This window comes from Mesorhizobium sp. BR1-1-4, assembly GCF_020165375.1.
Lineage (GTDB): Bacteria > Pseudomonadota > Alphaproteobacteria > Rhizobiales > Rhizobiaceae > Mesorhizobium > Mesorhizobium australicum.
In genome coordinates this window covers 41,368-61,536 of sequence record NZ_JAIUIB010000004.1, presented here as the reverse complement: position 1 = coordinate 61,536, position 20,169 = coordinate 41,368, and the positions used below count along the sequence as shown (strand labels likewise).

At 60.6% G+C, this 20,169-nt stretch carries 18 protein-coding genes; 9 read left to right on the top strand and 9 right to left on the bottom strand.

Annotated features, from left to right (window positions below):
- Window positions 1–252 precede the first annotated feature (252 nt).
- Window positions 253–909, top strand: coding sequence for an outer membrane protein (locus LB571_RS09395; RefSeq protein WP_140717897.1), 657 nt, complete (start codon window positions 253–255; stop codon window positions 907–909).
- A gap of 61 nt (window positions 910–970) precedes the next feature.
- Here LB571_RS09395 and LB571_RS09390 read toward each other — a convergent pair whose 3' ends face one another.
- A complete protein-coding gene (locus tag LB571_RS09390) occupies window positions 971–1,567 on the bottom strand; it encodes a glutathione S-transferase family protein (protein WP_224593961.1) in 597 nt (198 codons plus the stop codon).
- A gap of 435 nt (window positions 1,568–2,002) precedes the next feature.
- On the bottom strand, window positions 2,003–2,392 hold the full coding sequence (locus LB571_RS09385; protein WP_224593958.1) for a hypothetical protein: 390 nt from the start codon (window positions 2,390–2,392) through the stop codon (window positions 2,003–2,005).
- 634 nt (window positions 2,393–3,026) lie between these two features.
- Between LB571_RS09385 and LB571_RS09380 the strand changes: the two genes are divergently transcribed.
- Window positions 3,027–3,338, top strand: a complete 312-nt coding sequence (locus LB571_RS09380; RefSeq protein ID WP_140726323.1) for a transcriptional regulator — start codon at window positions 3,027–3,029, stop codon at window positions 3,336–3,338.
- A 240-nt stretch (window positions 3,339–3,578) separates the two neighbouring features.
- Here LB571_RS09380 and LB571_RS09375 read toward each other — a convergent pair whose 3' ends face one another.
- From LB571_RS09375 to LB571_RS09360, 4 genes are all read right to left on the bottom strand, one after another.
- Complete coding sequence (locus tag LB571_RS09375) at window positions 3,579–4,031, bottom strand: hypothetical protein (protein ID WP_224593955.1); 453 nt, start codon at window positions 4,029–4,031, stop codon at window positions 3,579–3,581.
- A 185-nt stretch (window positions 4,032–4,216) separates the two neighbouring features.
- Entirely contained in the window at window positions 4,217–5,083 is an 867-nt protein-coding gene (locus tag LB571_RS09370; RefSeq protein ID WP_224593952.1) for a 23S rRNA (adenine(2030)-N(6))-methyltransferase RlmJ, read from the bottom strand.
- Window positions 5,080–5,691, bottom strand: a complete 612-nt coding sequence (locus LB571_RS09365) for a hypothetical protein (protein ID WP_140664681.1) — start codon at window positions 5,689–5,691, stop codon at window positions 5,080–5,082. Before LB571_RS09365 ends, LB571_RS09370 begins: the two co-directional genes overlap by 4 nt.
- A 19-nt stretch (window positions 5,692–5,710) precedes the next feature.
- A complete protein-coding gene (locus tag LB571_RS09360) occupies window positions 5,711–6,388 on the bottom strand; it encodes a TetR/AcrR family transcriptional regulator (protein WP_140717913.1) in 678 nt (225 codons plus the stop codon).
- Between the two features lie 86 nt (window positions 6,389–6,474).
- Here LB571_RS09360 and LB571_RS09355 point away from each other — a divergent pair, with 86 nt between their 5' ends.
- The 3 genes from LB571_RS09355 (at window position 6,475) to galE (ending at window position 10,162) form a co-directional block, all read left to right on the top strand.
- Entirely contained in the window at window positions 6,475–6,945 is a 471-nt protein-coding gene (locus tag LB571_RS09355; protein WP_140717915.1) for a carboxymuconolactone decarboxylase family protein, read from the top strand.
- 1,142 nt (window positions 6,946–8,087) lie between these two features.
- A complete protein-coding gene (locus tag LB571_RS09350; protein WP_015318482.1) occupies window positions 8,088–9,134 on the top strand; it encodes a UDP-glucuronic acid decarboxylase family protein in 1,047 nt (348 codons plus the stop codon).
- Window positions 9,131–10,162, top strand: coding sequence for a UDP-glucose 4-epimerase GalE (galE, locus tag LB571_RS09345; protein ID WP_224594602.1), 1,032 nt, complete (start codon window positions 9,131–9,133; stop codon window positions 10,160–10,162). The genes LB571_RS09350 and galE overlap by 4 nt, the downstream gene beginning before the upstream one ends.
- 871 nt (window positions 10,163–11,033) lie before the next feature.
- Here the strand turns inward: galE and LB571_RS09340 are convergent.
- Window positions 11,034–11,660 carry a DUF995 domain-containing protein gene (locus tag LB571_RS09340; RefSeq protein WP_224593948.1) on the bottom strand — a complete coding sequence of 209 codons (627 nt, stop codon included), beginning with the start codon at window positions 11,658–11,660 and terminating at the stop codon, window positions 11,034–11,036.
- Between the two features lie 191 nt (window positions 11,661–11,851).
- On the opposite strand from LB571_RS09340, the gene LB571_RS09335 reads away from it, so the two are divergent.
- The 3 genes from LB571_RS09335 to LB571_RS09325 all read left to right on the top strand — a co-directional run bounded on the left by LB571_RS09335 (window position 11,852) and on the right by LB571_RS09325 (window position 15,631).
- On the top strand, window positions 11,852–13,477 hold the full coding sequence (locus LB571_RS09335) for an ArnT family glycosyltransferase (RefSeq protein ID WP_140726337.1): 1,626 nt from the start codon (window positions 11,852–11,854) through the stop codon (window positions 13,475–13,477).
- A gap of 181 nt (window positions 13,478–13,658) precedes the next feature.
- Complete coding sequence (locus LB571_RS09330) at window positions 13,659–14,585, top strand: lysylphosphatidylglycerol synthase domain-containing protein (RefSeq protein WP_140823724.1); 927 nt, start codon at window positions 13,659–13,661, stop codon at window positions 14,583–14,585.
- Window positions 14,586–14,629: 44 nt separating this feature from the next.
- Window positions 14,630–15,631, top strand: coding sequence for a glycosyltransferase family 2 protein (locus LB571_RS09325; RefSeq protein ID WP_210241783.1), 1,002 nt, complete (start codon window positions 14,630–14,632; stop codon window positions 15,629–15,631).
- A 262-nt stretch (window positions 15,632–15,893) separates the two neighbouring features.
- Here LB571_RS09325 and LB571_RS09320 read toward each other — a convergent pair whose 3' ends face one another.
- Window positions 15,894–16,316, bottom strand: a complete 423-nt coding sequence (locus LB571_RS09320) for a hypothetical protein (protein WP_015318489.1) — start codon at window positions 16,314–16,316, stop codon at window positions 15,894–15,896.
- 320 nt (window positions 16,317–16,636) lie between these two features.
- Window positions 16,637–18,517 (bottom strand): glycosyltransferase family 2 protein, encoded by a 1,881-nt coding sequence (locus LB571_RS09315; RefSeq protein ID WP_224593944.1) that lies wholly within the window; start codon window positions 18,515–18,517, stop codon window positions 16,637–16,639.
- 614 nt (window positions 18,518–19,131) lie between these two features.
- On the opposite strand from LB571_RS09315, the gene LB571_RS09310 reads away from it, so the two are divergent.
- A complete protein-coding gene (locus LB571_RS09310; protein WP_140664653.1) occupies window positions 19,132–20,055 on the top strand; it encodes a glycoside hydrolase family 26 protein in 924 nt (307 codons plus the stop codon).
- Window positions 20,056–20,169 lie beyond the last annotated feature (114 nt).

Below are 20,169 nucleotides of genomic sequence, written 5' to 3'. Positions count from 1 at the left end.
CGCTGGAGTCCTTGCACCAAGCCGCGTGCAGCGCAGCACGAACTTGCTGCTGACATTTCGCTGTTGCGAAGATGCAACGTCAAGGTTCTGCCTCATTCGCGCCGGGGAATGACCCAAGTTCAGGTTCGGTTCAGCCGCATTTTGACACGACATTTGGAACCGACGAACGCCAGATCCGTTTCACCCCCCGGACGGGTCGATGGCGATCGTGAGAAACAAGCCTGTGTCCTGTGGCTTAAGGAGTAAAGAACAATGCAAGCCAATCTCAAATTCGCACGGCCGCTGGCTGTTGCGCTCGGGCTCTTCGCCCTCGGTGGTACCGCTTATGCCGCGGACGTCGTTTCGGAAGAGCCGCCGGCACCCGCTCCGGTTGCCGAACTTCCGGTCGCCTCGTGGGCCGGTCCCTATGCCGGTATCAACCTTGGCTACGGCTTCGGCGGCAAGACCAAGGAAAAGGATTTCGGCGTTTCGACCGATACCAAGGGTTTTGTCGGCAGTGTCTTCGGCGGCTATCAGTGGCAGCAGGAGAACTTCGTGTACGGCGGTGAAGCCGAGCTCGGCTACAACGGCGTCAAGGGTGACGACAACGGCATCCACTCCAAGGGCGGCATCGAAGGCTCGCTGCGTGCCCGTCTCGGCTACGCCGTGACCCCGGAAATCCTGCTCTATGGCACCGGCGGTCTCGCCGGCAGAAGCCTGAAGGTGGAAGACTCGGTCATTCCTGCCAGCGACACCGCAACCATGCTCGGCTGGACCGCTGGCGTCGGCACCGACATCAAGCTGACCGACAATGTCTTCGGCCGCGTCGAGTATCGCTACACCGACTTCGGCAGCAAGAGCTTCGACGGTATCGGCAAGGTCAAGGCGACGGACAACCGCGTCACCTTCGGCCTCGGTATGAAGTTCTAAGTCGTTCAAGCCACGACACGAAAAGCCGGGCCTCGCGCCCGGCTTTTTTTGTGCCGGTCGCTCAGGCCGGAACCGCGGACTTCAGCTCTGGGAATTTTTCGTCGAAACGCGCCGCCCAGCGGATCAACCGGCCGCGCCCCTTCTCCCACCGACCGCCAAAGCGGAGCGAGAGATAGCCGAGGGAGGCACGCAATGCCAACTGACCGGCCGTGATCTTCTTCGGCAGCTTTGGCGGATTGGCGTTGAGCAGATCGAGTGCCGCCGTGATCTTCGCCCACTGCCGATCGAGCCAGGGCTGATAGACCATCTCTTCAGGCCGGGTGCGGTGTTCGTAGACCATCGACAGCGCGCAATCGCAGATACCGTCGGCCAGCGCCTCCAGCACTTCCGCTTCCAGACGCTTGTCGGGATTGCGTGGAAACAAGGCGTTCTTCGAAATTCGGTTGAGGTGCTGGGTGATGGCGCGGCTGTCGTGAACCGAACGGCCATCGTCGAGCACCAGCACCGGGATCTTGCCGAGCGGATTGGCGCCGATCAGTTCGGCCGGCCTGTCCTCGGTCTTGACCGGCACCTCATCGAGGGCGATCCCGGCATAGGCCGCTGCCATCCTTACCTTGGAGCTATAGGGAGAGGCGGACGCGTAGAGCAGCTTCGGCATGATCGGTTTCCTGTTTGCAAACATCCAGTGTTGACCGCAGGACTGTCGCGATCAATTGCCAGAGTGCAAAAAAAACAGCGGCCAGAAACCGGCTGCGGTTTCCGCCCTGGCATCACGACAAGCCTGATGCCGGTACTCTGGAAAGTATCAGCAGGCCACGACAAAAAGTCGCCCGATTCGAACGTGCTCCCACACTTCTCTGGCACCCACGCTTCGCAGGCGCTAAGCGTCACGCCGATACATTCGCCAACCACCGCGAGGAGCAAAAAAGTTGGGCGAGCGAGGCAGCCAACCGGCGCCTCGCTTTGCTTGCCCCTCGGCCCCTTCCCGACGCTCAGCCCAGAGGGCTGAACCCGTTGCCGAACATGCTCCGATCCAGAGCGTCAGAGCGTCCTTGCCGGATCCCGAAGGACACGCGACGCCCCAACGATCCGTCTACTTCTTGGCCGGAGCCTTCGCCTTCGCAGGCGCTGCCTTTGCCTTCGGCGCTGGGGCTTTCTTCACCGCCGGCTTGGTCGCGGCGGCGGCTGCTTTGGCAGCTGGCTTGGCCGCCGGCTTCTTGGCCGGTGCCGCTTTTGCTGCCGGCCTCGCCGCGGCTTTCGCGGGAGCCGCCTTCTTGGCAGCGGGTTTGGTTGTGGGTTTGGCCGCCGCCTTGGCAGCAGGCTTCTTGGCCGGCGCCGCTTTCGCCGCCGGCTTCGCCGCCGCTTTCGCGGGCGCCGCCTTCTTCACTGCCGGCTTCGCGACAGCCTTGGCCGCCGCCGGTTTCTTGGCCGGTGCCTTCGCCGCCGGCTTTGCCGCCGCCTTGGCAGGCGCTGCTTTCTTCACTGCTGTTGCGGCCTTCGCCGCGACTGCTTTTGCGGGTGCTTTCTTTGCCGGTGCCTTGGATGCCGGCGCTTTAGATGACTGCTTAGCCATGTCATGCCCCTTCACGTTATGCCGATGGCCGTGAATGACCCCGGCGCGCAATGCATATCTGACTCGCGTCTCGCTAGCCAGCGAAGCAATGGTATGATTTTCTCAACTTAAATTTTAGTTGCGATCCACACACAATCACACTCATCATCGCAAAAATCCGCTGCTGATCTTCTGACGCCGCCAGCAAATCGATACCGGCGTTCCCGATGCGATCTCGCCATCAAGATCCGAAGATTAGCGAGCGGCTTCACGCGTGATCCTTGGCCGTGAACATCATAACCCGCCGCGTCATCGAAGCGATCATCTTTTGCAGGCGCGCGGTTCGCGCGGATCACGAGCGCGATGCGACGGTCGATCTGAAGATCACCTTGTCAAGCATGGCTTGAGCACCGGCTTTCCGATTGACAGAATACTCTGTAGAACAGAGTATTCTGCATGAGATGCGATTGCGCCGTCGGTTTCGGCCATACAGAAGCAAATGGCACCGCAAAATCGCCAAGCCATATGGCGACAACCCAAGGCTTTGCCGCATTGGAGCCTGTTGATGAGCGCCGATGACATTATCCACCAGAGTACACGGCTCAGGATCATGGCCGTCCTGAACACGCTGGAAAGGCGCGAGACCCTGGAGTTCGTCCAGTTGAAAGCCATGATCGAAGTCACCGACGGCAATCTCGGAGCACATCTCGATACGCTGGCCAGAGCTGGCTATGTCGATATTGAAAAGCTTTTCGTCGGACGCCGGCCGCAGACACGGATCAGGGTCACGACGGCCGGGCGGCGGGCCTTTCGCGGTCACATTGCCTTTCTTCGCAAGATCATCGATCAGGCAGAGGCAACGCGTCGCAGAAAATAGCAAAGCGACGAGCCTTGGTTCACCGCCTCACGGTACGGCGAGCCGCCGGTCGACAGTTCGACGGCGGCGGAATTGCCGCGTGTTTCGACAAGCAGCGCGTTGTGATCACGGCTGATAGCCGCGACAGATGGCGCCGAGCGCGACGACGGCGCAGGCGCCGACCCGCCGGGGCGTCAGCGTCTCGCCTGCGCCCCCTTCAGGCCGCAGGCGCGAAAAAGATCGGAAGGAGACGAGGCGCGTTCAGCGCAGGACGCGGCAACGGCCGTTATATACCATCCAGCGATCGAAGCCCGAGACGCAGAATTCGACATTGTCGCCGATCGAGGCAAAGCCCTGGCCTTCCTCGATCAAATAGAAGATCGACCGGTCCCGGCCATCCGACAGGCTGACGGTTGCCCGGCAATAGTGACGGCCGATCGGCCATTCCTCGCTCGCCTGCTGGTAGCGGTGCTGGCGAATGTCGCGAAAATCGGTGATAGCGACGTCGGGCAGATGGGGCACGTGATGCACCTGGTAGGAGAACCGATGCGTGATCTTGCTCAGCACCCATGTCTCGCCACAGATGCTGCCATCGTCCTCAGTATAGACGCCGAGGTCGGCCGCCTGGACCGCCCGAGTGACACCGAGAGGCGCGGCAAGGGGCATGCAGAGCGAAATCAGGGCAGCAAGTGCGGATTTGGCGAAGCGAGTCATGGCAGCCTCTCAAGGTCGATTACGCGCACTGTGCGGATTCGCTCGGCGGCGGTCAAGCGGTTGCCGAAACAATGGTTTCCAGAAACCGGCGCCGGGCAGTTGCTGTAAGCAGCAACCCGCAGGTAACGGCTAAGTTCCCCACGGGCTGATCGTGCGGTCGTAAGGAACGCGGCGATCGAAACGGGCTATTCCGGCGGCGGGACCTGCTCGCCGGCCAGCCATTCCAGCGACCAGTGGGCCGGCTTGCCCACGGCGAGCAATTTGTGCAGTGCCGGCAGCATGGTTCGCAGTTCGCCTTCCAGCGTGAAGGGCGGATTGACCACCACCATGCCGGTGCCATCGAGGCTGGGATCGGAAGAGGCTGGCCTGATCTCGAATTCTATGTCGAGGATTTTCGAGATGCCGGATTGCTTCAGCGCTTTCCTGAAGGCGATCACCGCCTTGCGGTCCTTGATCGGATACCACAGCGCGTAGATGCCACTGGGCCAGCGCCTGTGCGCCTTCACCAGCCCGTCGACGAGGCGGCCGAACTCACCCTCTTCCTCGAAGGATGGATCGATGAGCACCAGGCCGCGCTTTTCCTTCGGCGGCAGGTGCGCTCCGAGGGCAAGCCAGCCGTCCAGTTCCATCACCTTTGTCTGAAAATCGCCGGCGAACTCCGTCTTCAGCCTGGCGGCGTCTTTCGGGTGCAGCTCGATCGCCGACAACCGGTCCTGCTTGCGCAGGAGATTGCGCGCGAGCAGCGGCGAGCCCGGATATTTCTTTACGCCGCCCTCCGGATTGAGCGAGCGCACCGCCGCCAGATAAGGCGCCAGCAGGGCCGCCGCCTTCGCATCGAACGCGGCATCTATCAGCCTGCCGATGCCGCCCTGCCACTCGCCTGTCTTGTGCGCTTCGAGTGACGACAGATCGTAGCGGCCAATGCCGGCATGGGTGTCGATGACGCGAAACGCCTTGTCCTTCTGCTTCAGGTAGTCGAGCACGCGCGTCAGCACGACATGCTTGACGACATCGGCAAAATTGCCGGCGTGGTAGGCGTGGCGATAGTTCATGTGGGACCCCTGCCCCAACGTGGCGGCGGCGGCTGCGAATTCGGATTTTCCGGTCGCCCGCCAGGAGAACGCAAGGACAGCAAGAAACCGATCAGGCCGACCGCCATCAGCGAGAAGCCGATCGGCCGCGCGCGGCCGTCGATTTCCCCGACACCGGAGCGCAAGACAAGGTCGACCGCTCGCATCGGTATGTCCTCGGCATCGCCCGGGCCGACCGTGAAGACGTAAGCGCCAGGGCTGACGGTGGCGATCAGGCCAGCCTCGTCGCGAAAGATCTTGTCGGGCAGTTGCGGGCTGGCCTGGCGCGGATTGTCCACATGGTTGAACTGCAGCGTCGAGGCAAGCACCGTGCGGCCATTGGTGGCCGCGGTCAGCGTCAACACAGTGCGCTGCTGCGAAACGATGCGTTCGGCCCTCGCGGTCAGGTCCACCAGCACCCGCACCGGCGCATCGCGATCCCTAAGCGATACGGTCAACGGCTTGAATCGGCCCTGCTCGTAGACCCGCCAGGTGCCGATTTCGCGGCCGGAAAAATTGGCCGTCGCCCAGGGATAGATGAGACCGATGCCGGTGCCGGCCAGCAGGATCAGGACGAAGAGAAAGCGCATTCAGGCGGTCACCTTGCAATCAAACCTTGCCGGACGGTCGGCTTATATCGGCGCCGTCGCGCAGGCGTTCCATTTCGTCCAGCAGCATGTCGAGGCCGAGTTCGAAGGTCTTGTCGAATTCGGCGGCGCCAAAAAAGCGCCCGGCCTCCACGACGTTTGGATAGTCCCTGGCCAGTTGCTCGTCGCTGACCGTGTTCACCGCGGACGGGCCTCTGGAATAGCCCGCGTTCTCGTCCAGCACCGCGCCCATCAGATAATAGCCCACGGCGCGGAAGAGCCGCGCACTGAGTTCCGCGTCGAAGCCGCCATCCTTGAACAAGCCGATAATGCCGTTCAACCAGGCAAGGCAAGTCGGCGAATTCATCCGGTAGGTAACAATGAAAGTGGAATAGGCGGGATGCTCGCGGCCGATGCGGCGGAAATCGTCGACGGCAACACGCATTCTTTGCCGCCAGGGAAGGCTGGTGTCAGGTACTTCAAGGGCGCCGATCAGCCGGTCGATCAGCGCCTCGTGCAGATGCGCCACCGAGGGGAAGTGATGATAGATGCTCATGGCCTCGCAGCCGAGCGCGGCGGCGAGCTTGCGCATCGAAAAGCCGGAAAGGCCCTCCCTCTCGATCACCTCGAAAGCCGCGTCCTCGATCATTTCGCGCGACAGACGCCCGCGCGCTCTCTGTTTCGTGATTGATTGATCCATAGTGCCGCTTGACAACTTACAGTGTAAGGTTCATTTTCTCCGTCACCTTACATCGTAAGGCTAACAAAGACCAGAGGAGAAAAACCATGTCGTACCATCGCATCGTCAAATCCGTGCAGTCTTCGTCCCAGCATGTGTTCTTGTCCGCCGCCGCGGCCTGTATCCTGTCGCTTGGCTCCGCGCCTGCCCATGCCGACGACTATGATGCAACCCTCAAGGACATACAGTCGACCATGGGCGGCGTACCAAGCTTTGTAAAACAGTTTCCCAAAACCGGTCTGCCCGGTGCCTGGGCCGAGGTCAAGGCCATCGAGCTCAGCGACAAGACGGCGCTGCCGCCCAAGGTCAAGTCGTTGATCTCCTTGGCCGTGGCGGCGCAGATTCCTTGCACCTACTGCATCTGGTCGGACACGCAGGACGCCAAGCGCGCCGGCGCCACGAACGAGGAGATCGAGGAAGCCGTGGCGATGGCGGCGCTGACGCGCCACTGGAGCACTATATTCAACGGCATGCAGGTCGATTTCGACACATTCAAGAAGGAAATGGGCGGGCAGTAAGCCCGCCGGCAAGAAGGAAATGGGCGGGCAGTAAGCCCGCCGGGCGGGCAGTCCCGCCGGGAGTAACATAGCCAAGCTGGAGCATCGCGCCGCGTCAGGAGCGGTCTGCCACACGATAACAGGCGTCCCTGTTTTGTGGTTGCCTGAACGAGATGGCCCGCTGAGAAACGGACCATCTCGACCATTTTTGCGGCCCGCGCGCCAGTGCGGCGGTCAACCTGGATGCGTGGTCGCGCCATGGACAGCAGCTAGCCTATGCCCTCAAATGCCATTGCCGAGATGGTCGGCATTCCACTATGACTTCGATGCGCCTGCAGGCGAGAAGGGGATGTCGACTCATACCTTGGCGGATGAGGAACCTCGAATGCACAGAGGACACGGGCGGCCCGACAGAGAGAAATCGGCGTTAAAAGTCATTCCTGCGGGCCGATTTTGCCTTCTAACTTTGACTCTTGGTCTGCTCTGCGCCGCTGCCAGTTGCGACGTGGATTTCGTCAGCAGAGAGATACTGGCAAAGTATTCACGGCCAAGCGTTTATGTCTGCAGTCCCAGCGGATTTGGGCAGCAATCTCATTGCAACCTGAAGATTTGACGCCTTCTGAATCGCTCTTCATTTCAGACAGTGCCCAGGGGCTACCCACCCCAATGATCTCACAAGGACACTCCGCCCTGTTCCTCGGCATCAGGCTTTTGATGGCTCCCGAGAAGAGATCGCGGCAGCCTGTGAAATTTGCTTGGATCGAGCCAATATGCTGATTCAAAATGAAGAACCCCGGCCGTGGCCATCCGCGCCCGCGCCGGGAACGCGTCGGCCACGATTAACCAATGGCAAACACAATTGGTTAAGGAATCTCTAATTTAGTTGACTTGAATTTTCACAGGTATATTTTCAGGGCGTTGGGATGTGCAATTTGGGCGAGCAATCGGCGATGATGGCATGGGGCGCGTGATCGCGATCTTGGGGCGCATGGACTGCTGAACGGCAGATACAAGCCGGGCGGCAGCGGCCTCGTAACTCAGCTAGTGACAAGCGCACATCAGTGATGGCGATCCGCGGATGCGGAGATTGCCGCGTTTAAGGACGTGGCCGGGCAGTGCTTTGCCCTGCCCGGCGGTAGCGTGTGCGGTGCGTGGAGGAAAGCATGAGTAAGGTCATCAAGGTTCTGAAACTTGGTTCCAGAAACGATCAAAGGGGCAACGGCAACGGCCATAACCGAGGCCGTGCGCTGGTCGCTGGAGGCGCGGGCTTCCTGGGATCGCATTTGTGCGAACGTCTTTTGCAGGACGGATACGACGTGGTCGCACTGGACAATTTCCATACCGGCAAAAGATACAATCTCAATACGCTGCTGCGCGATCCGAGATTCAGCTGCATGGAGCACGACATCGTCGATGCATTGCCTTTGGACCTTCGGTTCGACGAGATCTACAATCTAGCCTGCCCTGCTTCTCCACCGCATTATCAGGCAGATCCGATCCATACCTTCAAGACCAGTGTGCTTGGCGCGCTGAACCTGTTGGAACTCGCGCGTCGGAACAATGCCAAGATATTCCAGGCCTCGACTTCCGAGGTCTACGGCGATCCGTTCGTGCACCCGCAGCCCGAAAGCTATTTCGGCAATGTGAATACGCACGGACCGCGCTCCTGCTATGATGAAGGCAAGCGTTCGGCCGAAACCCTTTTTTTCGACTATTCGAGGACGTATGGCCTCGATATTCGCGTAGCCCGTATCTTCAACACCTACGGTCGTCGCATGCAACCCGATGACGGGCGCGTCGTCTCGAACTTCATCGTCCAGGCGTTGCGTGGCGAAGACCTGACCGTCTATGGCAGCGGCCTGCAGACCCGCTCCTTCTGCTACGCCGACGACCTGATCGAGGGTTTCATGCGGCTGATGAATGCGCCGAGTGCGCCTGCCCATCCGGTCAACCTCGGCAATCCCGGCGAATTCACCATCATGGAACTCGCGACACTGGTTGTCAGCTATACCAACTCCAGATCGAAAATCGTGCATCGGCCATTGCCGATCGACGATCCCAGACAACGCAAGCCGGATATTTCCTTCGCCAGAAGCAATCTCGGTTGGGAGCCGAAGATCAGCCTGGCCCAAGGGCTCGCGCATACCGTCGACTATTTCGACGCCCTGCTCTACGGGAGCCGGATTACCAAAGGGGCCGCGGCTTCATGAGCCAGCCGGCAGTCCTGGTGACAGGGGGAGCCGGCTTTATCGGCAGCCATACGTGCAAGCTGCTTGCCGCGGCCGGTTATCTGCCGGTGGCATTCGACAACATGTCCCGCGGCAATCGGAAATCCGTCGCCTGGGGTCCGCTTGTCGTCGGCGACATCCGCGACCGGGATGCATTGCAGGCGGCGATCGAAGCCTATCGGCCCGCATCCATCATCCACTTCGCGGCGCTTGCTTATGTTGGAGAGTCCGTCGGTCAGCCGGCCGAATACTATTCCACCAATGTCACGGGCACCATCGCCGTACTCGACGCCGCACGCGCGCATTCGATCGAGAACATCATCTTTTCCAGCAGTTGCGCAACCTACGGCGTTCCGGAAGCGCTGCCTATTCGTGAGACCTCTTCGCAAAATCCGATCAGCCCGTACGGGCGCACCAAGCTGATAGGCGAACAGATCATCAGCGACTATGCCAGCGCATACGGAATGAAGTTCGCCATCCTGCGCTACTTCAATGCCTGCGGGGCCGATCCCGACGGGGAGCTCGGCGAGTGGCATTCGCCGGAAACGCATCTGGTTCCCAGGGTGCTGATGGCGGCGTCGGGCATCATCGACGAGATCGAGGTCTTCGGCACGGATTATGAGACATCGGACGGGACTTGCGTGCGCGACTATATCCACGTCAGCGATCTGGCCCGCGCTCATTTGAAAGCTCTTCAACATTTGGAGGGCGGGGGACAAAGCCTGGCGGTCAACCTCGGCACCGGGCGAGGCGTGTCCATCAAGGAGATTGTCCAGGCGGTCAGCCGGATGACTTCAAGACCGGTTCCGGCCGTCTTCAGGGCCCGGCGCCCGGGAGATCCGGCCGAACTCTATGCCGATCCGAGCAAGGCGCGCGCGCGCCTTGGCTTTGTGCCGCAGCTTTCCGACATCGACACGATCGTCAGGACCGCCGCCCCATTCTTCGGGCTGCGCACGAAACCGGTGATACTGCCACCAAGCGACGGCGCGGTAGCGGTCGCTGCTCGATAGATCAGAGATAGCGCGGGTGGCAGCTTGCGCGTTGGCCAAATCCGCTGGGGCTGCAGATGTAAGGCGAGCCTCCTAACAACGCACCTTCATCGACAGGACTGAAGGCGACCTTCACGGGTCCCGTTGTGCGGATCGCGATCGGCGGTGGCGGAGCAAAAGCGTAAGTTCTTTCAGTGGTGCGGATAGTCCTTGTCATCAGCATCTCAGGCTCGATCCTGAGCGAACGCACCATGTATCCAGCCTGGACCGGTCGGACTGAAGGCTTGCTCCGGAGCGGATGCGCGACCGGTGCAATAAGGACGGAACCGGTTCTGGTCGTATCCATCCCCTGACATCCTGCAACCAGAGAGGTCATCGCCACCACAACAATAGAGAGAGCTTTCTTGCTTAGGCGAGAAGCGCCCATTGCGGAATTGTTCCCCATGTGTCCCTTGCCTTTGAGTATAAGCTGGGGCGCGTTGCGACACCTGCGCCGCTTCACGCCGTTTCAGTGACCACTCGCACATCACACACAAATATTAGACATCACTAATTATTAAATTTCATGAAAACCATATGGTGTTGGATCCATCGTCTCGTCGTTCTGTCAGAGAGAAGTGATTGCGCCAATCGGCGGTCGGTGCGCCGACAATTCCAGCCGGACTGCTCAGCGTTTTATAAGCGATTCGCAAGCTTCTTCACAGGCTTGGCAAAAGCGGCCTGCCTGAATCCGCCCCTCCGGACACGCCGTCACCGATGTGGTATCGGGAGGGGCCAACGGAGCCAGGAACGGCGCCCGCCGCGGCGAATAGGATTCGCCCGACCTGCCGTAAGCTTCTGATTTCGTGCATGTCGTTGTCCCGGAACCGAGGACACTTCCGAGCGATATGCATCAGTTCTTGGAGTCGATCAACTTGCGGGCCTCTTCGAACCGCGCGGCCTTGGTATCACCAGATTCGAATTTTCGGTATTCGTCGGAAGGACCTTCGGGAGTTCGTTTGAAACTGTACCATTCTCCGTCCGGATCCTTGCGTTGCTCGATCGTTCCATCCTTGATTCGGTGGCTATAGCAGGTGCGGCGCTGTTTGCCCTTGTAGCTGTTGGACCGCCAAGCGACATCCATGCACATCTTGCCGTCTTTGGTCACCAGCCACCTGCCCTCTGCGACAGACGCTGAATCCTGCCCCGACGTCCAGGCCTCAAGGCGCCGATTGCCCTTCGCGAAATAGGCCGCTCCATTTTCCCATATCCATGTGCGATCGGCATACAGAAGCTGCAGCTCATAGGCTGTTGGAACAGTGGCGGCAATTGGAGCAATAGCGCTATCCGCTTTTGCAGGTGCGCTGTCCTTGGCGGCAGCCGCGTGGGACGTTCCCGGGAGGGCCACCTGGCCGCAGAGGGCCAGGACAAACAGGAGCAGCGTGAAACGTGCGGACCGACGACGTTCCCTGCGCCGCAGATGATCTACGCCATGCGGCGGCGACCTGGTCGGAGCTATCGGTACAATCAGCGTTGGCATGTCTGTGCGGCCCAGGGCAGCGCTATCGGCGCGACAGCTTTGCGAATTATTTAACAGCCGCGGGAGTTGCGATGTCAACTTTCGCGGCGCCCGCTGTCGCCAAAATTAAGGATTGCGTCGTATACTCCCTCGCCTTTGACAATCGCGCGCAAAAGCAACATCCGCAGACGTCAGAGAGGACGCGGTTCCAAATGGGCGACGATCCGGAATTGAATCAGGCCGAGGTTCAGCAATACCTGCAGCAGCCGATCGCTCGGGACCCGGCTGCTCGCAATTACCTGAACCTCGACACGGCGATCTTGCTGGGGATCCTGTTCATCGCGGTCGTGTTCAGGTTCCACAACATAACCTTGCCGCTGGTCGACGCTTTCAGCTGGCGCGAGACAAGCACGGCAATGATGGCCGACAATTTTCAACAGCGCAGCTGGAACATCTTCTTCCCGGAGGTGAGTTGGACCGGACCCGGCCCGAGTTATCAGGGCCGCGAGTTCCAGATCGTCAGCTATCTGACCGCCCTGCTCTACCAACTCTTCGGCTGGCACGACTGGTTTGGCCGCGTGGTTGCGGCCTTCTTCGGTCTGGTGACGGTGTTTTCGCTGCACAGGTTGACGGCGCTATGCTGGGGCCAAACGCATGCCCATGCGGCGGCGCTCGCCTACGCGCTGATGCCGGCGGCGATCATGATCGACAGCTCGTTCCTGCCCGATCCGTCGATGCTGGCACTGGTGACAACAGGCGTTTGGCTGTTCGCCAAATACTGGGCTGGCGGCAGCCGATGGCTTTTGCCGCTCGCCGCCGTCAGCTTCACGCTCGGTGCGCTGGCAAAGCCGCCGGGCGTGGCGGCGGGCGCCGTCATCTTCTACCTGATGGTGCGCTGGATTCTGCAGAAGAAACGACGGCAGGCGACCGAGGTCTTCCTGTGGGGATTTTTGAGCCTGGCCATCATCGGCGCCTATTTCAGCTGGGCCATCTATCTCGGTCGCAGCTATCCACCCTATCACGTCGCGGGCAGCGGCTACATCTGGAACTCCGGATTGTGGACGTTCGTCAATGATGGCTTCTACTTCAAATCCGTGTGGAACACCTCTGTCTGGTGGTTCTACGGCTATCCGTTCATGGCGCTGATCGCGGTCGGTTTCTGGATACCGCCCGGACCCGCCGAAGACCCGACGCAGCGCACCCTTTCGGCCATTCCCTATATTTGGCTGGGTGCGGCCATGATCGTCTACCTGGCGGCGGCGCGCGAAATCACCAGCAACCCCTGGAATTACCACATTTTCCATGTGCCGTTCGCGATGTTCTGCGGCCGCGGCGCGCTTCTTCTGGCAACGTTTGCATCGGGAACCGTTCTGTCGCCGGTCGTGCTGCGTTCGATCTGTATCGTTGTCGTGACCCTCGTGTGGTCGACCTTTCCTCTCGTGAGGACAATGAAGGCGCCGGTCGCGATGAACGGCAAGCTGCTCGGCGAGGAGTTGGCGCGGTTGGCGCAACCGGGCGACCTCGTCGTGGCCATCGCGCCGGAGGTCGGCGATCCCGTCGCCGTCTACTACAGCAGGGCACGCGGCTGGGTGTTCCCGCCTGGCGGAGGCGATGTCGAATGGTCGAAATTCGTCGCGGACGACGCCACCGCGATCGCTCAGCTCGAGGAGTTGCGCGGTCAAGGCGCGGATCTGTTCGGCACGGCCAAGAACGCTGCCGACAATCAGGACCAGTTGTTCATCGAGCATCATGACGGCGTCGTCGACTATCTGGACAAGACCGCAACCAAGCTTGTGGATTCGGATGCTTTGCTGGTCTATAGGATCACCCGTCCATGAGAGCTGCGACAGCTGTGGGCCTTGACAGGATATGGCCCGACGGCTCAGCGGCCACGCATCCGCCCCGCGGAAGGCCGGCAAGGCGGTGGGCCAGGCGAACCGCCCCAGGATGACGCCTTGGACGTTCAGTCGCCACGATGCCGCCGCTGGAACTCGGCGGTGAAAACCGGCGGAGAATTGGTTGAAAAGAGCAATCTCGATAATCGTGACGCTGGCCCTGCTGGCTTGGCTGGCAAGCGACTCGCGCTGGCGGATGGTCGGCGATGCATTCGACCGCATCACGCCAGCTACGTTCGCAGTGGCGACGATCGCCTTTTTCGTCACCTATGTCTTGCGTGCGCTACGCGTCTGCGACGAGTTCCGCGACGAGGTGAATGGCCGTTTCGGAGCCTGCCTGCGCGTCATTCTGATCCACAATGCGATGATCAACGTCGTACCCTTCCGGGGCGGCGAGACGGCCTTTCCCTTGCTCCTGCGCCAGGTCTTCGGCGTGCCGATCATGCGCGCCAGCGCCTCGCTGCTGTGGTTCAGGCTGCAGGACGCTTTCGTCGTCGGCGTGCTGGCGCTGGCGGTGTGGCCGGGCCTGCATGCGGCGATAAGGATCGCTGGAATCGCCGCCTTGATCGCTGCCGCCTGGTACCTGCCGCGCTGGGCGCGCGCGCCGCATGACTGGGCCGGGCGCGGCAGGATCGTGGCGAAGCTCGGCCTGCTGCGCGACACCTTCACCGAGGCGACCGGGCGCTCGCGTTACGGCTGGTGGTGGACGATCGCCAACTGGTCGCTGAAGCTCGCCGTGCAGGGATGGCTGCTGGCCCTGATACTGGGAACATCCTTCACGACGGCCTTTCCAGGCGTCGTCGGGGCCGAAGGCGCCGCAATATTGCCGGTGCAAGGCGTCGCCGGCTTCGGCACTTATGAAGCGGGAGCGGCGGCGGCGCTGCTCACATCCGGAATTGCGATGAAGAGCGGTCTGCAGGCGGCACTGGCGCTGCACCTGTTCATCTTCTGCTCGGCTATCGCCACCGGCGCGATAGCCTGGCTGTTTCCCTCGAAATCGACGCTGCCAGGGACTCCGGCCGTCGGACCTGCAAGGAAGCCATCCCAATGAACATATTGCCCATCCCTGCTTCGGGGCTGCCTGATGGCGCGGTGATGCCGGACCATACGCTGTCCATCGTCGTGCCCATGTACAACGAGGCCGAAAACGTCGAGCCGCTGCTGACGCGGATTCACCAGGCGATGGAGCGCTACGAGCAGCCGTGGGAGGTCGTGCTGGTCGATGACGGCAGCACCGACGCGACGGTGAGCGAGATCAGGCGCCTGGCTGCGCATTATGGCCCGCATGTGCATGCGGTCGAACTCGTGCGCAATTACAAGCAGACCGCCGCGATGCAGGCCGGCATCGACGCGGCGCGCGGCGATGTCATCGCCACGATCGACGGCGACCTGCAAAATGATCCCTTCGACATCCCGCGCATGGTCTACCGCCTGCTGAGCGAGGATCTCGACTTGGTGGTCGGCTGGCGCAAGGACCGTCAGGAGGGGCTTTTGATGCGCAGGCTCCCTTCGCGTATCGCCAATGCGCTGATTGCACGCGTCACCGGCGTGCGCCTCAAGGACTATGGCTGCAGCCTCAAGGTCTATCGCGGCAGCGTCATCCGCAGCGTCAAGCTGTATGGCGAGATGCACCGCTTCATCCCGGCATGGCTGGCTACCGTGACGACCCCCAGACGCATCGCGCAGGAGGTTGTGACGCATCATGCCCGCATCCACGGCCAGTCCAAATACGGCATTTCGCGCACCTTCAGGGTCGTGCTCGATCTGGTGTTCATGTATTTCTTCATGCGCTATCGCACACGGCCCGGACATTTCTTCGGTGGCATCGGCATCGCGCTTGGCGCGCTGGGTTCGCTGATACTTGCCTATCTGCTTTGCCTGAAGCTGTTTTTCGCGCAAGACATCGGAACACGGCCGATGCTGTTCACTGGCTTCTTTCTGCTGATCGCCGGAGTGCAGATGGTGACGTCGGGCGTGCTGGCGGAAATGCTGGCCCGCGTCTATCACGAGGCAAACGGATCATCGGCCTATGTCGCGCGGCCACGGCCGGCGCCCGGCGACGATGACGGCTGGCTCCGCCCGAGCCGGCCTTCATGAGGAGATCGGAACGCCAGGGATATTCATGGCCACGAGCCCGTGGCGGTCGAAGGGCAAGAGATAAGGCGCAACCCTGCGCCCACCTCTCGCCCTCGACTCGCGCCCCCAGCGAAGACCTCGGCGGCAGCCCTCGGTCAGGCACCGCCACTTACACATGTCGCGGCGAATAGGATTCGCCCGACCTGCTTTAAGCTTCTGATCTGCATGTCGTTGTCCCGGAACCGAGCACACTTCCGGGCGACATGCATTTAGGTCCAATGCTCTAGTAACGCGAACGGCAGCTGGCGCGCTGGCCGAAACCGCTCGGGCCGCAAATCCAGGGCGAATGCCCCAGGAACTGACCGCCATTGCCCGGGCTGTAGGAAACCTTCACCGGTGCCGGCCTATCAATCCGTTGCGGCCGCACGAAGGCCGCGTAGGCCTCCTCCCTGGTACGCGTCACGACACTCATCTGTGTAAGCGGTTTGCGGTAGAGAAGCTTTGTCTTGACGTGATGGACCTTCCCAGCGTGATGGGCCATTTTGCCGAACCCGTAGTCGATGGTTCGCCCGTTGATCGAGCCGGTCTTGGTTGTATCCATGGTCTGGCAGCCGGACACCATCGAGACGAGCACAAAAGCAGCAACAGCACAGGTATATTTTCTGCCGTTGTTGGCCAAATGTTCCATAACCCTGTTCATCTGCATCTCTCTACCCTTAAACATAATTCGGTTATGTGCGGGTGATATACTTTATAGTCGGCTTCTTTCCGCACTTTTTAAGTGATCATCGCCACTCAATCTGCATACGTATATTAGAACGAACTTATTAAAATTCGTGCAAACAGCATAATGAACACAGTCTTTCGGTGTTCGTTCGGATATGATGAAAATTCGATTGATTGGATCGGAGCCTGGCAGGGCGCGTGGGGTGCTTCGGCAAACGAAGCCTCCGCACCGGTGGCAACGACGGCGATCGGCGCTCAGGCTGGCAGAGTCGAAGGGCTGTTGCAGATGTTACGGGACGCTCAGCGCTGCGTTTCCCAACCTGGATCGAAGTAGAAATTGCGGGCGCCGATTTCGCCCATGCCGGCGCCCGAAACTGGGAAAGCCATCTTGACGAGATGAACGGCGCCGGCACCCTGCTGCAGTCCGTAAATGCCCTCCAGGCCGCGGCCGTAAAAACCCGCGAGCGGAGCCGTTAAAGCCACGCCGGCGAGCGAAGCCTGCAAGACAAATTTGCCGATACTTGGCCGCAGGGAAATCTTGTTCTCGGTGACGTGCTTGGCAATGATCACGATGGTCAGCAGGCTATATAAAGCTGCATTGAACGCTGCGAACCAGTAAAAACCCGTGGCGCTCTGCGGATTTTGTACAAGGAGCACGGGCAACGACGCACCGACGGCAAGCGCCACATAGGGGATGACGACACGAAACGGCAGGAGATCCTTCGGGCCGCGGCCCTTCGGTGTGACGCGAAAATCGACAAAAGATTTGGTCAGATAGTCGCGGATGGCCGACAGCGTGCCCGCCAGCACCCACGGCCAGCGCGCGAAGAAATGAAACAGCATACCTTCCCAGCTGAGTGCCTTGGCCGTTACCGGTCGTGAGAGCGCGAACGCCTTCAACATCATCACCAAGACGATCGGCGTAACCGAACTCGGCGCGTAGTGGAGAATGAAATCCAGATACGTCACATTGGCGAAGTTCCGGCCAGAAAACAGCGCGTAGATCGGCATGAGATACGTGGAGAGCGCGAGCAGTGCGAACAGCGGGTACCAAAGCTGGCAGAAAATGAACTGCAACCTCAATCGCAACCTCAGCTTGGAGAGATACATGGGCGAGTATTCGAGCAGGATGGTGGTCAGGCTCCTCGACCACTGGAATTCCTGAGTGACGAGGTCGGCGAAAGTCTGCGGGCCATCACCGTGCGCAATGGCGTCGATTGCATGCACGCCGCGCCAGCCCCCCGCGTTGATCAGCATGGAGGTCGAGTGGTCTTCGGCCAGTTCTGGGCCAAGCCCGCCCGCCTGCTTCAATGCGGCGGTGCGCACCGCATAGTGCGAGCCTATGCACAGTGGCGCTCCGACGCTCGTGTAGCCGGACTGCAGCAGGCCGTGCAGCATTCCCTCCACGAACAGTCGGCCGCGGGCCGACCAACTCTCGGCGGCATTGTTGTCGCAAATGCTCGGCGCCGAGACATAGCCGACAGCGGGGTCGGCGAAGGCCGCCAGCATCTCGCGCAGATAGGTCAGCGTCGGCACGTGATCGGCGTCCATCTGGGCGACGAAGTCGTAGCGTTCATAGCCGTAGTGATCATAGAAGAACGCGAGATTGCCTTCCTTGCAACGGGTTCGGCGCGGCCAGGTCTTGCGATGATAGTCTTCCCGGCCTCGCCGCGTCGAAATCTGGATGTTTCGCGCCTCGCACCATGCGATCGTCTCCTCGGAAGGGTCCTCGTCGGCAAGCCAGGTGTCGTGAGGATAATCCTGCGCAAGCATCGCCTCTAGCGTGCGCGCAACCACGAAAAACGGTTCGGATGGCGCTTTCGTCACCACCATCGCCACCCTCGAACTCGCAGCGATCGTGTAAAATTTGGACGGCCTTTTCGACACAAGCACGAATAACAGGAAATACATCGGCATCAGCGTCAGCCAGGCCAGCACCGTCGTCGCGAAGGCGTATGGCCCGATGTACTCGACATGCTCGGGCCTTAGCCACCAGATCCAGAAAAAACCGAGCGTGACGAACCAGAATGCCAGCGCCAGCCTCAGGATCCATTGCTGAGCGGCAGACAGGACGGGAACCAGAAAAGGGCCCTTCTGCGCCGCCTTGGCCAGAGCCGCCCGAGACCGGCGTTTCGGCCTGTTCTTACCGCTGATGGTCGCCACGTCCGCGGAAACACTCATACACGTACCGCCGCCACTCTAAGCGTCAGCCGAAGACGGCCGACAACCTTCAACCCCGGCGCCAGAATCCATCGCAAATTTATTAGAGTCAACTACATTAAGGGCTTCTTAACTATGCTTCTTGGGAACTGGTTAACCTAGCGCCTTTGAAGCGCCGGGCCGATCCGGCGGTCGCGTGCGCCCGACCAGCGCTGGACAGGCAAGCCGGACGTTTTGCGTTGAGGAATTCACCGAGAGGGGGCTGGTCCCCATGTCTGGATGAGGACAAGCAGCGTTAACCACGTTGCGAGCGCCAAGGTTAAGCAACCGTTAATTGTGCTTGACTCTTGGCCCCGACCGGCTCTTAAATTAGCTAGGGATGATATATCGGGATGTTGACGCGAATTTGTGAGTATCGCGGCGAACTTTCTCTCTGAAGCTCTTCAGTATCGGAGCCTTGAGGGATAATTTTGGGTGGGTCCGTGCAAAGTTCGCACACTCGCCAATGGTCGCTCCGAAATCCCGCAGATTACGCCAATAGAGCCGATGGGTGCTGGATAGGCGTGTCGATCAGGCATCGACGCGCCGGGCGAAGCCTTGGCTTCCGTAGGAAGTCGGGCCTTGGGAGGCAAACAATGAAACGCTCCGCAGCAAATGCGCTTGTAGTCACGCTGGTTTTGGGCGGAAGCGCCGCGTTCCCCACGGCGGGAGGCGCCGGCTCCGTCCCCGCGACGGACCCCGTTCAGACGAGCAGCGCCGCGTCGGCATTCGGCTCGTACGATCCGTATGGCGATTTCACCAATGACAAGACCGCCAGCATCGAGGAACTGTTCCTGCCTTGGGAAGACGTTGATTTATCGACGCTGCCTCTGGCCGATGCTTATGCCCAGCAGCGCGGGCGCTCGCTGTTGATCACGATCGAGCCGTGGACCTGGTCGAAGGACTGGCGCATCACCCCGCCCGAGCTGCGAGACGGCATATTGGGCGGCAGATATGATGCCAATATGCAGGCGATCTGCGGCTTGGTGGGACAGATGAAAAGCCCGGTGACCATTCGCTGGGCGCAAGAAATGGAAGACAAGAACGGTCGCTTCACCTGGGCCAACTGGGCACCGAAGGACTGGATTTCCGCCTACAAGCGCGAAGTCGATATCTGCCGCAAGGCCGCCCCCACGGCCAAATATATGTGGTCGCCCAAAGGCGATGAAGGCTTGGAAAAATACTACCCTGGTGACGACTATGTCGACGTGATCGGCCTGTCGGTGTTCGGCCTGCAGAAAAAGGACAACGACGAGGCCGGTCACGACCGTACGTTCGCCGAGTTGCTGAAGCCAGGCTATGATCGCGTTGCGGGGTTCAACAAGCCGATCGTGGTGGCGGAACTCGGCTATGTCGGCAAGCAGGACTATGTTTCGAAGTGGCAGGACGATTCTCGCAAGTCCTATGCGGAGTTCCCGGCGCTGACTTCAGTTGTCTACTTCAACCAGAAGGAAGTGTGGCCGTGGCTGGGGGGCTATGGTCTGCCCGACTGGAGGGTGACCCAGCACGTCCTGCCGTAGACGCGTCGTCCCGATGCGTCCCGACACGATCGGGATGGATCTCCATCTTTCTGTTTGTTTGCCATCCATGCCGAACCAGCGTTTCGGCATGATGGTGAGGCGTGGCGTGAATCA